The organism is Bradyrhizobium sp. CCBAU 11434 (genome assembly GCF_028128895.1).
GTDB classification, from domain to species: Bacteria; Pseudomonadota; Alphaproteobacteria; order Rhizobiales; family Xanthobacteraceae; genus Bradyrhizobium; species Bradyrhizobium zhengyangense.
Map to the genome: position 1 here is coordinate 34,081 of NZ_LBJX01000077.1, position 13,420 is coordinate 47,500.

Here is a 13,420-nt window from a genome sequence, read left to right on the forward strand (position 1 = left end):
GTAGCTCGGATCCACTGCGGTCAATGTCCTGATTAGGCAGTCAGGGCGGCGAAAGCAAAGAGAAATGACGGCCTGCAAGGCTGCCAGGTGAGAGGCTGTTTTGCCCAATCCGGACCGCGACTTGACGAAATCAGCCCAAGCCAGTAGGTTTTTCCCTGTTCCGTGGTCATTTGAGCCGGCCGGCTTGCAGCCACGTTAAAAAACTCGCTAAACAGGCCGGGGACGCTTCCGATCCCGGCCGAACCTATCGTTCAGGCCGGGTTTTTCATGGCCTGATGTCAGTCGCGATCTGAAGTCGGATCGCAAACGAGGTCGATGGTCAGAGATGGTTGGCGTCAAGTCTGTCCCAAGTCCCACGATCAGTGCCGACGATCGGTCGCATGAGGTCGATCATCCGAGTTCGGAGGTCGCGCTGTTCGGCGCCGAGCAGCCGTTGCGGCTCGACTGCGGCATCGATCTCACCCCGTTCCAGATCGCCTACAAGACCTATGGCGAGCTCAACGCCGATCGCTCCAACGCGGTGCTGATCTGCCATGCACTGACCGGCGATCAACACGTCGCCAATGTGCATCCGGTCACCGGCAAGCCCGGCTGGTGGGAGACGCTGGTCGGTCCCGGCCGGCCGCTCGATCCCGGCAAGTACTTCATCATCTGCTCCAATGTGATCGGCGGCTGCATGGGCTCGACCGGGCCCGCCTCGATCAATCCCGCCACCGGCAAGGTGTGGGGCCTGGATTTCCCTGTCATCACCATCCCCGACATGGTGCGCGCGCAGGCTATGCTGATCGACCGGCTCGGCATCGATACGCTGTTTGCCGTCGTCGGCGGCTCGATGGGCGGCATGCAGGTGTTGCAATGGACCGCGGCCTATCCGAGCCGCGTCTACTCCGCGCTGGCGATCGCCTGTTCGACCCGGCACTCGGCGCAGAACATCGCCTTCCACGAGCTCGGCCGCCAGGCCGTGATGGCCGATCCCGACTGGCACAACGGCGCCTATGCCGATCAGGGCATCCATCCGCATCGCGGCCTCGCGGTCGCGCGCATGGCCGCGCACATCACCTATCTCTCGGACGCGGCGCTGCATCGCAAGTTCGGCCGCCGCATGCAGGACCGCGAGCTGCCGACCTTCTCGTTCGACGCCGATTTCCAGGTGGAGTCCTATCTGCGCTACCAGGGCTCGTCCTTCGTCGAGCGCTTCGACGCCAACTCCTATCTCTATCTGACGCGCGCGATGGATTATTTCGACATCGCCGCCGATCATGGCGGAGCGCTGGCGAAGGCGTTCGCGGGGATCGAGACGCGGTTCTGCGTGGTCTCCTTTACCAGCGACTGGCTGTTCCCGACCTCTGAATCGCGCGCGCTGGTGCACGCGCTGAACGCGTCGAGCGCGCGGGTGTCGTTTGCCGAGATCGAGACCGATCGCGGCCATGACGCCTTCCTGCTCGACGTGCCCGAGTTCTTCGATATCTCCCGTGCCTTCCTGCAATCGGCGGGCAAGGCGCGCGGGCTCACGAACAAGGACGGCTAGCGATGTCTGTACAGCAAGTGCTGCCGCTGAACGGCCTTGCCTCCGAGCAGTCCGGCCCATTTCGCGCCGACCATCTGCTGGTGGCCGAAATGGTCAAGCCGGGCTCGAAGGTGCTCGACGTCGGCTGCGGCGATGGCGATCTGCTTCAACTGCTGGAGACCCGCGGCATCGACGGCCGCGGCATCGAATTATCGCGCGAGGGCGTCAATCGCTGCGTCGCAAAGGGCCTCGCCGTGGTGCAGGGCGATGCCGACACCGACCTCGTCAACTATCCCGATGATGCCTTCGACTACGTGATCCTGTCGCAGACGCTGCAAGCGACGCGTCAGCCCAAGGTCGTGCTCGAAAACCTGCTGCGCATCGGCCGCCGCGCCATCGTCTCGTTCCCCAATTTCGGCTTCTGGCGGATGCGCCTCCAGCTCCTGGTCGGCGGCCACATGCCGCGCACGGAGAATCTGCCGGCGAGCTGGTACGACACCGCCAACATCCATTTCTGCACCATCAAGGACTTCGTCGAGCTCTGCGACGAGATCCACGTCAAGATGGAACGCGCCGAAGCGCTCGATCTCTACGGCCGTCCGCTGCGGCTGCGATTGCCATGGTGGGTGTGGAATCTGTTCGGCGAGCAGGGCGTGTTTCTGTTGAGCCGCGGCCAGGGGAAATAGCTTCTCGTCATTGCGAGGAGCTCGCGACAATATTGCGTAGCAATTTTGCGCCGCTGCGACGAAGCAATCCAGACTGTCTCTGCGGAGGGTCTCTGGATTGCCTCGCTGCGCTCGCAATGACGGAGTGCGCGGCAGCGCCGTCACCCTAGTGCGCGGTCAGCGACCGAGGATCGCGCGCGGGCCACCGTCCCGCTTCCACCAATGTCACGAACCGCGCCACGCTCTCGTTGAACAACGCCGGCTCTTCCAGATTGAGCACATGACCGGACTTCGGAAAAATCGCGAGGCCCGCGGCCGGCAGATGCTTCTTCAGGAACAGGCTCGCTCCGATGCAGGGATCATCCTCGTCGCCGCAGATGATCAGCGCGGGCGTTGCCACCTTCCTGATCGCGTCGGTCATCGCAAAGATCGAGGGCCTGCCACCCTGGAAGCCGCGCATCGTGTTCGCCGATCCCCTGGAATCGTGCCGCGCCAGTGCGGCATAGAAATCCGCATGACCGCGCGGGTCTTTCACCAGGAAGGGAATACGGCTCGGCGCCTCGCGCGTGATCTTTGCGACTTCAGCCGAGCCCAGCGTCTCGAATTGCTCGGCATTGGCGCGGCACTGCTCGCGCCAGGCGTCGAGAGTCGCGAGCTCCGAGCCTGAGCCGACACCTGCGAGTGTCATCGACATCGCGCGCTGCGGCGCGTTCAATCCGATCTGGAGCGACGAGTACGCGCCCATCGACAGGCCGACGAGATGCGCGCGCTCGATTCCGAGATGATCGAGCACAGCCAGCGCATCGGTGTAGAAGTGAGTGTAGGTGTAGACCTCGCCATTGGGCACGTCAGATGGCGTGTAGCCGCGTGCGGAATAGGTGATGCAGCGGTGGCCGCGCGAGAAGTAGCGCATCTGCGGCTCCCAATTGGTGTAGTCGGCCGCGAACTCGTGCAGAAAAATGATCGGCGTTCCCTGACCTGCCTCTTCGAAATAGATGCGGACGTCGTCCCTGGTCGTGGCGTGGGGCATTAACCGTTTCCCTCTCTTCAAGCCGCACCTTCAGGATCGCAGTTAATGCAGATGTCCGCAATAAGGCAGCTCCATCAGAGCATTGCCGCAAAATCATCGCAGCTATTCGCTGCCGCAGCGTCTTTTTCTCGCCACATCGGATGGCTTAACGGCCCTATCGATGTTTGGCCATCGCACGGGCCGACTTTGGGAAGGGGGGGTGTCAACGAAGGATGAAGAATGTTTGAGTTGTTTGCGTCTCGCCTGTCGCGTCGTGTTGTCGCGCTGGCGATGTTCTTCGCGGCTCTTGTCGCGTTCGTTTCTCCGGCCTCGGCGCGGCCGCATCATCGTCATAGCGCAGAGCGGCACGCTTACGTGCATCACGCCAGCAGACATCATCACGTCAGGCACTCGGCCCGCAGCTCGCGCTTCGAGCGCAGCGCGGCCGCGTTGCAGGCGGGTGGATTCGGCAACACGCAGGCGAGCTATGATCCGAGCGCCAGTGCCGGCGCGAGCAGTGGCTTCGGTGGTGGTTCGGGCCTCGTGTCCGAGGCACGCCGCTATCTCGGCGGCAACCCGACGGGCCGCGGCAGCCTGTGGTGCGCGCGTTTCATGAACATGGTGCTCGAGAAAACCGGCCACCAAGGCACCGGATCGGACATGGCGAACTCGTTTGCGCATTACGGCACGCGCGTCTCCGGCCCGCAGGTCGGCGCCATCGCAGTGATGTCGCGCGGTCGCCGCGGCGGTCATGTCGGCATCATCACCGGCATCGATGCTCAGGGCAATCCGATCATGATTTCCGGCAACAACGGCAACCGCGTTCGCGAAGCCCCGATCTCGCGCGGCCGGATCTATGCGTATGTGATGCCGAATTGACGACGGTGCCGTAGGGTGGGTTAGCTAGCGGTCGCGCGAAGCGCGATCCGCTGGCGTAACCCACCTCTTTGGTCGCCGCGGTGATAGAGGTGGTGGGTTACGCCGCGCGAATTGCGCTGCGCGCAATCGCGGGGCTAACCCACCCTACGAAGCTCACACGAGCTGCGGCTGCTCCACCGCGACCGCATCCCCCACGCCAATCTCGCCGTCGGCGACCACCTCGGCATAGATGCCGCAATCCATGTGGCCGAGATGGCGCGAGAGCGTCGGTGGTATCTCGAGATCGCGCTTCGCCGTCACCGGGTCCACGTTCGTGGCCGGGCAGCGGACGATGCGCTTGATCACCTTCAGCCGCGCCTGTCCGATTGCGAGCGTCTGGCCGACGAGGTCGAGCTCGGACCAGGCCGGCCAGCCATCCACGTAAAGATTGGCGCGGAAGCGTAGGGGATTGACGGCAACGCCACCAAGCATGGTCTCTACGGCGCGGACGCTGTTGAGATTGATGATCGAGACGACCTTGCGGGCGACGTCCGAAAAACTGTGATCGCGACCTGACAGAACCTTGGGCGGGCCCTTCAGCTCCGGCCGAAAGTTCTCCGTGAAGTAGGCCTCGATCGCCGCACGCCCGGCGGCGGTCTCGAGATCGCCGCTGACGACGATCTGGCCGTCCTTGCGGATGGTCAGGCGATTGGTCGCGTCCTCGAACCGGCTGTCGAGAGAGGCCAGGCGCTCGTTGCGCGCCAGCATCAGGAACTGGATTTTCGGCCTCCACTCGGGGGCTTCAGGGTCGAAACCGCTGGGGCCGTTCTCGATGGCATAGCGGCGGTCGGCGGGAAGGGTCTGGCCCGACCGCACGACGACCCGGAGCAGGGATTCCGGCGTCAGGCCCTTGATCGGGTAGCGGTAAAGGCCGTTGATTTCGGCAGTCTGGCTGGCTGTCATGCCGCTACTTAGGGGATTCGACCCGCACCCGCCAAGCCGGCCGATCTGCGCACGAAATTGTGAAGTCGCCTCTTTCGGTCTGCGGGCCCGCTTCCCACATCTGTGTCAGGCCGGCGCCAGCGCCGGCTGATAACGACCGTTGCCGGTTGAGGAAAGTCAACGCGGGTACCGGAAACCCAATGAAGATGCCGTTTGGGGTGCCTTAGAGGGCCCCGAGGGCAGGCCGAGGGACAGAAAAGACCATGAATATCGACAAATATACCGAACGCTCCAGGGGCTTCATCCAGTCCGCGCAGTCGCTTGCGGTGCGCGAAGGGCATCAGCAGTTTTCCACTCTGCACATGCTGAAGGTGCTGCTGGATGACAATGAAGGCCTGGCTGCCGGCCTCATCGACCGCGCCGGCGGCAATTCCCGCGCAATCCTGAAGGCGACCGAGGACGCCCTGGGCAAGGTGCCGAAGGTCAGCGGCGGCGGCGCCGGGCAGATCTATTTGGCGCCCGAGCTCGCGCGCACCTTCGACGCGGCCGAAAAGGCCGGCGAGAAGGCGGGCGACAGCTTTGTCACCGTCGAGCGGTTGCTGCTCGGGCTGACGCTCGAAAAGAACAGCGAAGCCGGCACCATCCTGAACAAGGGCGGCGTTACCCCGCAAAATCTCAACGCCGCGATCGAGGCGCTGCGCAAGGGCCGCACGGCTGACTCCGCGACGGCCGAGAACACCTATGACGCGCTGAAGAAATATGCCCGCGACCTGACCCAGGCTGCGCGCGACGGCAAGCTCGACCCGGTCATCGGTCGCGACGAGGAGATCCGCCGTACGATTCAAGTGCTCTCGCGCCGGACCAAGAACAATCCCGTCCTGATCGGTGAGCCCGGCGTCGGCAAGACCGCCATCGCCGAAGGCTTGGCGCTGCGCATCGTCAACGGCGATGTGCCCGAGAGCCTCAAGGACAAGAAGCTGCTGTCGCTTGACCTCGGCGCATTGATCGCCGGCGCAAAGTATCGCGGCGAGTTCGAGGAGCGGCTGAAGGCCGTGCTCCAGGAGGTTACTGGCAGCGAGGGGACCTTCATCCTGTTCATCGACGAGATGCACACGCTGATCGGCGCCGGCAAGGGCGACGGCGCGATGGACGCCTCCAATTTGCTCAAGCCGGCGCTTGCGCGCGGCGAGCTGCACTGTATCGGTGCGACCACGCTCGACGAGTATCAGAAGCACGTCGAGAAGGATGCGGCGCTGGCGCGTCGCTTCCAGCCGATCTTCGTCAGCGAGCCCTCGGTCGAGGATACGATCTCGATCCTGCGCGGATTGAAGGACAAGTACGAGCAGCACCATGGCGTGCGGATCACCGATTCGGCGCTGGTGGCCGCGACGACCCTGTCCAACCGCTACATCACCGACCGTTTCCTGCCGGACAAGGCGATCGACCTCATGGACGAGGCCGCGGCGCGGCTGAAGATGCAGGTCGATTCCAAGCCGGAAGAGCTGGATTCGATGGATCGGGAAATCATCCGGCTCAAGATCGAGCAGGAAGCGCTCAAGAAGGAAAGCGATCTCGGCTCCAAGTCGCGTCTTGAGTCGCTTCAGAAGGAGCTCGCCGAGCTCGAGGAAAAGTCTGCGGCGCTGACGGCGCGCTGGAGCGCGGAGAAGAACAAGCTCTCCGACGCCCAGAAGCTGAAGTCGGAGCTCGACGCCCTGCGCGTTGATCTGGCCGATGCGCAGCGGCGCGGCGAATTCCAGAAGGCGGGCGAGCTGGCCTATGGCCGGATCCCGCAGCTCGAGAAGCAGCTCGCCGATATCGAGGCGCGCGACGGTTCCGGCGAGATGATTGAGGAGGCGGTCACCGCCAACCACGTCGCGCAGGTGGTCTCGCGCTGGACCGGCGTGCCCGTCGACAAGATGCTGGAGGGCGAGAAGGAGAAGCTCCTGAAGATGGAGGAGCAGCTCGGGCAGCGCGTCGTCGGCCAGGCTGAGGCCGTGCGTGCGGTCGCGACCGCCGTGCGTCGTTCGCGCGCAGGCCTGCAGGACCCGCACCGGCCGACCGGCTCGTTCATGTTCTTGGGCCCCACCGGCGTCGGCAAGACCGAGCTGACCAAGGCGCTTGCCGAGTATCTCTTCAACGACGAGACCGCGATGGTCCGCCTCGACATGTCCGAGTACATGGAGAAGCACTCGGTCTCGCGGTTGATCGGCGCGCCTCCGGGCTATGTCGGTTATGACGAGGGCGGCGCCCTCACCGAAGCGGTGCGGCGCCGGCCTTATCAGGTGGTGCTGTTCGACGAGATCGAGAAGGCGCATCCTGACGTCTTCAACGTCCTGTTGCAGGTGCTCGACGACGGCCGTCTGACCGATGGCCAGGGCCGTACGGTCGATTTCCGCAATACGCTGATCATCATGACCTCGAACCTCGGTTCGGAGTATCTGGTGAATCAACCCGAGGGCGAAGATACCTCTGCCGTGCGTGATCAGGTGATGGGAATGGTGCGCGGACATTTCCGCCCCGAGTTCCTCAACCGCGTCGACGAGATCATCCTGTTCCACCGCTTGCAGAAGAGCGAGATGGGCCGGATCGTCGAGATCCAGTTCACCCGGCTCCAGAAGCTGCTGACCGATCGCAAGATCGTGCTGACGCTCGATGCTGCGGCCCGCGACTGGCTCGCCGCCAAGGGCTGGGATCCCGCCTACGGCGCAAGGCCGCTCAAGCGGGTGATCCAGCGCTACCTGCAGGACCCGCTCGCGGAGATGATCCTGGCCGGCGACGTCAAGGACGGCGACAGCGTCGCGATCTCGTCCGAAGGCAACGTGCTGACCTTCAACGGCAAGGCGCCGCAGACCGCGGAGATCGCCCAGTTCGAGGCACCGGTGTCGAAGCGGAAGCTGAACTGACGGTAGCGCTCACTGCGACGTGAAAAATGCCCCGGAAGGCGACGCCTTTCCGGGGCATTTTTTCGTCGTCGTCTGATCCGGAGAATTACCGATTCGTGACCTGCAACGGCCCACCCGTCGCATCCGACATGCGTGCGATGGCGCCGTTGCGGCCGCTCATCATCGCATCGAGCCGGTCGCGCTCCTTCTCGAAGCCTGACAGCATCGGGCCTTCCAGCGAACGGCCGCGCGGCAGTTTCACGCGCATCGGGTCGACGAAGCGGCCGTTGACGAGGATTTCGTAGTGGACGTGGGGGCCGGTTGACTGGCCCGTCGAGCCGACGAAGCCGATGACCTGGCCCTGCCGCACCTTCTTGCCTGGCTCCATGCCCTTGGCGAAGGCTGACATGTGGCCGTAGGCCGTCTCGTAGCCGTTGTTGTGCTTGATGCGGACGTATTTGCCGTAGCCGCCTTCGAGCTGCGCCTTCTCGATCACGCCGTTGCCGGCGGCGAAGATCGGCGTGCCATAGGCAGTGGCCCAGTCGACGCCGGTGTGCATTTTCACGTAGCCGAGGATCGGATGGCGGCGGCCGCCGAAGCCGGAGCGCATGATGGCGCTGTTGACGGGCTTGCGGACCAGGAACTTCTTCGCGCTCTTGCCGGTCTCGTCGTAGTAGTCGACGACGCCGTCGTCGGGGCTCTGGTAGCGGTAGTATTTCTTGGTTTCGCCGCCGACCGTGAGCGAGGCGAACAGCACTTCGCTCTTGTCGACCGCCGCCGAGCCCTCGTCTTCGCCGGCGTAGAACACATCGAACGAGTCGCCCGGCGCGACCTTGCGCTGGAAATCGACGTCGTAGGAGTAGATCTTGATCATGTCGTCGATGACGGGCATCGGCACTTTGTTGCGCATCGCGGTTTCGTAGATGCTCTGATAGAGCCGCACGCCGCTGCCGTCATCGTCGTCATCGTCTTCGCTGCTGGCGTTGGCCGTAGCGTCGGCGACGGTGTTCATGCTGGACACGTCGACCGCGACGTATTTGCCGAGATCGGACAGCGCCGCGATCGCCTCGACCACGGTGTCGTTGGCGACGACGACGCGATAGGGCTGCAGCCTTGCGCCGGGGCTTGCGGGCGCCATCAGGATGCGAAGCTTTTCGCCTTCCTTCAGGCCGCCGTCGCGGCCGCGGGGGCCGAGCGTTGCGGCAATCGCCTTGATCTCCTCGGCCGTGGCGCCGAGATCGCGCAGCACGGAGCCGACGCTGTCGCCCTTCTTGACGACATGGACGCGCTCGCCGTTGGGATTGCCGCCGGTGATCTGCTCCTTTGTCTTCGGCAGCAGCGTCACGTTTTCCGGCACCACGCGGGTCTCGAAACCGGCATAGGGATCGGATGACGACGCTTCGGTGGCGTAGGCCATCTTCATGTCGGATGCGCCGGTCGCGCCGGAGACGTCGGCGGTGGCATTGGCGAGCGAGGCGTAGCGCACCCCGCCATTGCCGCGCCAATTGGCGGCATCGCGCACCCGCATCAGGATGTCGTCGAGCGCCACCACCGCGGAAATCTTGGCCTTCGGCAGCACCGGCGAAAGATCCTTGGTGACGAAGGAGACCTCCGCGTCGGGCTCGACGGCCTCGGGATTGTTCGGATCGTCGGTCGCGGTCTTCGGATCGGAGCCGACGTCGGTGAGCATGCGCTGCGCGTTGAACGGCGGAATCTTCGCCGACAAATCGCTCGTCGTCATCGACAGGTTGCCGGCGATCCGGATGAAGGGGCGCACCCGCATCACGTCGCGGTTGCCGACGCGGGCGACTGTCGAGACGCGGACGATGTTGCGCGAGGCGGTCGAGTCACTGGGCGGCGGCAGGCGATCGCTCTTGTGCAGCGTCACGGTGCGATCGGCCGCGCCAAAGGCTCCGCGCAGCGCGCCCTCGACCCGCTCCGGCACCTTGGCGAAGGTCATTTCGCCGTCGAGAGATGCGAAAACGGCGCCGCCGATCAGGGCTGCGCCGCAGAGTCCGGTTAGAATTGTGCCGCTGAACCATTGCACCGAGACGCGACGGCGATCGATGACGGCGGCTTCCGAACCATCGACGGACAGCGGCGGCTCGTGGCCGAGATCGATGATCCCGGTCTCACGCCCGTAAGCGCCGCGTGACGTCCTCTGGTTCAACCCAAGTCCCCCAATCAACGACCCGAAACCTTCGCTTTCAGCGCCTCATTCCGGTCGCCCTCTTGCAGGGGCATCTCGGAAAAAGCCTTATCGCACAAATGCTCGCGCTCAGAAGGCCTCGGATGAGGCCCGGCCGAAGTTACGAACAGCTGGGCAGGTGAAGGTCTCTCGATGTCTTTCGAATGTCCGAAGAAGGCCGCGTCATCGTCAGATCGCCTTCTCTGAACCCCATGAAAATCGCTGGCAGCCCCCACTGGCACTCCGCGATTCAAGCTTGTCTCATACCAGAACGCCGCGGGATTGTGGCTCTAGTACGGCGCCCAATATGGAAAAAGTTTCCTCAACGACCCGTCGCAGGCCCCCCGGACCCTGGGACGGGGCGAGGCCGCTTTCGCCCCCTCAGGAGCCCCCTTCTGGGCCCCTCAGGAGCCCGCCGGGGCCCAAACTTTTTTTCAGATTTTTTACCGAGCCGCGCGCCTCCGCTCGCTCTCCGCCTCTCTAATTGGCTGTGATCATTGGATTTTTTACGCCAATCCACTGTGCGACGATTTGTTGACGATTGGCGTTGACAGCCCGGAAGGTGGGGCCTATAACCCCAACCACTGAGCGCGGCGCCGCCGGGTCACTGACCAAGGCGAGCGAACGCGCCACTGATGCTCCTCACCTTGTTGAGTGACACAACAGCCGACACAATCGGTTGGAGTCATTCGACGTCGGTAAGGGTGTCGGAACCCTTCCACTCTGGAAGGTTGGGGCCTCCACGGTCCCGGGCTGTTTGACAAGTGAAGATGAAGAAAGAGAAACGTGGACGGCGGAGTCCTTGCGCCTCTCGGACCACTTAAGAGCTTCGGCTTTTGAGTACTGAGAGAGGACGAAAGACTTCGGCGGTACACGTTTCAAAGGAAACACCATCGTTGTCCGCGATGTGAATCGCAGACAGCAAGTCGATTTCGGTCGACAATGGTGGGACCTCGTCAAACGTTGTGATCAGCCGGTTCAAAGTTCAAGTCCAACTTGAGAGTTTGATCCTGGCTCAGAGCGAACGCTGGCGGCAGGCTTAACACATGCAAGTCGAGCGGGCGTAGCAATACGTCAGCGGCAGACGGGTGAGTAACGCGTGGGAACGTACCTTTTGGTTCGGAACAACACAGGGAAACTTGTGCTAATACCGGATAAGCCCTTACGGGGAAAGATTTATCGCCGAAAGATCGGCCCGCGTCTGATTAGCTAGTTGGTAGGGTAATGGCCTACCAAGGCGACGATCAGTAGCTGGTCTGAGAGGATGATCAGCCACATTGGGACTGAGACACGGCCCAAACTCCTACGGGAGGCAGCAGTGGGGAATATTGGACAATGGGGGCAACCCTGATCCAGCCATGCCGCGTGAGTGATGAAGGCCCTAGGGTTGTAAAGCTCTTTTGTGCGGGAAGATAATGACGGTACCGCAAGAATAAGCCCCGGCTAACTTCGTGCCAGCAGCCGCGGTAATACGAAGGGGGCTAGCGTTGCTCGGAATCACTGGGCGTAAAGGGTGCGTAGGCGGGTTTTTAAGTCAGGGGTGAAATCCTGGAGCTCAACTCCAGAACTGCCTTTGATACTGAAGATCTTGAGTCCGGGAGAGGTGAGTGGAACTGCGAGTGTAGAGGTGAAATTCGTAGATATTCGCAAGAACACCAGTGGCGAAGGCGGCTCACTGGCCCGGTACTGACGCTGAGGCACGAAAGCGTGGGGAGCAAACAGGATTAGATACCCTGGTAGTCCACGCCGTAAACGATGAATGCCAGCCGTTAGTGGGTTTACTCACTAGTGGCGCAGCTAACGCTTTAAGCATTCCGCCTGGGGAGTACGGTCGCAAGATTAAAACTCAAAGGAATTGACGGGGGCCCGCACAAGCGGTGGAGCATGTGGTTTAATTCGACGCAACGCGCAGAACCTTACCAGCCCTTGACATGTCCAGGACCGGTCGCAGAGATGTGACCCTCTCTTCGGAGCCTGGAACACAGGTGCTGCATGGCTGTCGTCAGCTCGTGTCGTGAGATGTTGGGTTAAGTCCCGCAACGAGCGCAACCCCCGTCCTTAGTTGCTACCATTTAGTTGAGCACTCTAAGGAGACTGCCGGTGATAAGCCGCGAGGAAGGTGGGGATGACGTCAAGTCCTCATGGCCCTTACGGGCTGGGCTACACACGTGCTACAATGGCGGTGACAATGGGATGCTAAGGGGCGACCCTTCGCAAATCTCAAAAAGCCGTCTCAGTTCGGATTGGGCTCTGCAACTCGAGCCCATGAAGTTGGAATCGCTAGTAATCGTGGATCAGCACGCCACGGTGAATACGTTCCCGGGCCTTGTACACACCGCCCGTCACACCATGGGAGTTGGTTTTACCTGAAGACGGTGCGCTAACCGCAAGGAGGCAGCCGGCCACGGTAGGGTCAGCGACTGGGGTGAAGTCGTAACAAGGTAGCCGTAGGGGAACCTGCGGCTGGATCACCTCCTTTCTAAGGATGGCTCTTCAGAAGCTTGCTTCTATCGAGCTGTTTTAGAAACATCAGGGGCCAACAGATCGCCAGATCGTTGAGCTCCATTGGCGGGATTTCGCCGTCTACGTTTCTCTTTCTTCGCGGACGAACACGCGCTGGGGCTGCAACCTTGCAGATCCCTGGTCCTTGACTGGATATGCGTTAGGGGCTTGTAGCTCAGTTGGTTAGAGCGCGCGCTTGATAAGCGTGAGGTCGGAAGTTCAAGTCTTCCCAGGCCCACCACACTCATCGAGTGAGCATTCGTCTTCTGGTTACGGGGCCATAGCTCAGCTGGGAGAGCGCGTGCTTTGCAAGCATGAGGTCGTCGGTTCGATCCCGTCTGGCTCCACCAGATGGTTTGATCATCGACTGATCGTGCACCGTCGTCCGCGAAACATCACTTCGCATCCTGCTAGTCTGGATAGACAGCAAGATGCGTGTTTTCTGACATCGTAAAGAGGAGATCGATCCGAGTTGGGTCGTGCAGCAGATTGTTGCGCGAATCCTCCATTATCTCCGGATCATTTTCGGCGCTCGACGCTGACCGCAAGGTTGGCTGAGAGTTGTAAAATGATCCTTTTAGCGAAGCTTGACCGCCTCGCTATCGGAACGATCTTACGAAGCAAGCTGGTCTTTCTAATCATTGTCCGGCTGCAGATAGCGTTCATCGAGGGCGCGTGCCGCAAGGCAATTCTGCAGACAACATTCTGCCGAGTGTGTGGACATTGATAATGAGAGCAATCAAGTGCCTTAAGGGTGTTCGGTGGATGCCTTGGCGCTGAGAGGCGATGAAGGACGTGCTACGCTGCGATAAGCCGTGGGGAGCTGCGAAGAAGCTTTGATCCACGGATTTCCGAATGGGGAAACCC

7 protein-coding genes, 2 tRNA genes, 2 rRNA genes and 1 riboswitch (1 of these 12 cut by a window edge) are annotated in these 13,420 nt (G+C 62.2%); of the genes, 8 read left to right on the forward strand and 3 right to left on the reverse strand.

Annotation, left to right across the window (positions count from 1 at the left end; genetic code table 11):
• Window positions 1-152: 152 nt before the first annotated feature.
• A riboswitch (SAM riboswitch) is annotated at window positions 153-232 on the forward strand.
• A gap of 93 nt (window positions 233-325) precedes the next feature.
• Window positions 326-1,528 carry a homoserine O-acetyltransferase MetX gene (gene metX, locus XI06_RS16580; protein WP_271605899.1) on the forward strand — a complete coding sequence of 401 codons (1,203 nt, stop codon included), beginning with the start codon at window positions 326-328 and terminating at the stop codon, window positions 1,526-1,528.
• 2 nt (window positions 1,529-1,530) lie between these two features.
• Entirely contained in the window at window positions 1,531-2,193 is a 663-nt protein-coding gene (gene metW, locus XI06_RS16585) for a methionine biosynthesis protein MetW (RefSeq protein WP_237863900.1), read from the forward strand.
• A gap of 145 nt (window positions 2,194-2,338) precedes the next feature.
• On the opposite strand, the gene XI06_RS16590 is transcribed toward metW, so the two are convergent.
• On the reverse strand, window positions 2,339-3,202 hold the full coding sequence (locus XI06_RS16590) for an alpha/beta fold hydrolase (protein WP_271605900.1): 864 nt from the start codon (window positions 3,200-3,202) through the stop codon (window positions 2,339-2,341).
• Between the two features lie 219 nt (window positions 3,203-3,421).
• Here XI06_RS16590 and XI06_RS16595 point away from each other — a divergent pair, with 219 nt between their 5' ends.
• Window positions 3,422-4,060, forward strand: coding sequence for an NlpC/P60 family protein (locus XI06_RS16595; protein WP_271605901.1), 639 nt, complete (start codon window positions 3,422-3,424; stop codon window positions 4,058-4,060).
• Between the two features lie 153 nt (window positions 4,061-4,213).
• On the opposite strand, the gene XI06_RS16600 is transcribed toward XI06_RS16595, so the two are convergent.
• Window positions 4,214-5,002 (reverse strand): MOSC domain-containing protein, encoded by a 789-nt coding sequence (locus tag XI06_RS16600; RefSeq protein WP_271605902.1) that lies wholly within the window; start codon window positions 5,000-5,002, stop codon window positions 4,214-4,216.
• Between the two features lie 242 nt (window positions 5,003-5,244).
• Here XI06_RS16600 and clpB point away from each other — a divergent pair, with 242 nt between their 5' ends.
• The gene (gene clpB / locus XI06_RS16605; RefSeq protein WP_271605903.1) at window positions 5,245-7,884 is read left to right on the forward strand and encodes an ATP-dependent chaperone ClpB; all 2,640 of its coding nucleotides are present in this window, start codon (window positions 5,245-5,247) and stop codon (window positions 7,882-7,884) included.
• Between the two features lie 85 nt (window positions 7,885-7,969).
• On the opposite strand, the gene XI06_RS16610 is transcribed toward clpB, so the two are convergent.
• Complete coding sequence (locus XI06_RS16610; RefSeq protein WP_237863895.1) at window positions 7,970-10,033, reverse strand: M23 family metallopeptidase; 2,064 nt, start codon at window positions 10,031-10,033, stop codon at window positions 7,970-7,972.
• A gap of 1,010 nt (window positions 10,034-11,043) precedes the next feature.
• Between XI06_RS16610 and XI06_RS16615 the strand changes: the two genes are divergently transcribed.
• From XI06_RS16615 to XI06_RS16630, 4 genes are all read left to right on the forward strand, one after another.
• Window positions 11,044-12,530 (forward strand): 16S ribosomal RNA (locus XI06_RS16615).
• A gap of 187 nt (window positions 12,531-12,717) precedes the next feature.
• Window positions 12,718-12,794 (forward strand) — tRNA-Ile (locus XI06_RS16620).
• 33 nt (window positions 12,795-12,827) lie between these two features.
• A tRNA-Ala gene (locus tag XI06_RS16625) sits at window positions 12,828-12,903 on the forward strand.
• Window positions 12,904-13,290: 387 nt separating this feature from the next.
• Window positions 13,291-13,420, forward strand: a 23S ribosomal RNA gene (locus tag XI06_RS16630); it runs 2,716 nt beyond the window's last position.
• Together the 16S and 23S rRNA genes with 2 tRNA genes alongside form the textbook arrangement of a ribosomal RNA operon.

Excerpts from the sequence above, each read along its gene's own strand:
- metX (WP_271605899.1), top strand. The coding sequence starts at position 326 with ATGGTTGGCGTCAAGTCTGTCCCAAGTCCCACGATCAGTGCCGACGAT.
- metW (WP_237863900.1), top strand. The coding sequence starts at position 1,531 with ATGTCTGTACAGCAAGTGCTGCCGCTGAACGGCCTTGCCTCCGAGCAG.
- XI06_RS16590 (WP_271605900.1), bottom strand. The coding sequence starts at position 3,202 with ATGCCCCACGCCACGACCAGGGACGACGTCCGCATCTATTTCGAAGAG.
- XI06_RS16595 (WP_271605901.1), top strand. The coding sequence starts at position 3,422 with ATGTTTGAGTTGTTTGCGTCTCGCCTGTCGCGTCGTGTTGTCGCGCTG.
- XI06_RS16600 (WP_271605902.1), bottom strand. The coding sequence starts at position 5,002 with ATGACAGCCAGCCAGACTGCCGAAATCAACGGCCTTTACCGCTACCCG.
- clpB (WP_271605903.1), top strand. The coding sequence starts at position 5,245 with ATGAATATCGACAAATATACCGAACGCTCCAGGGGCTTCATCCAGTCC.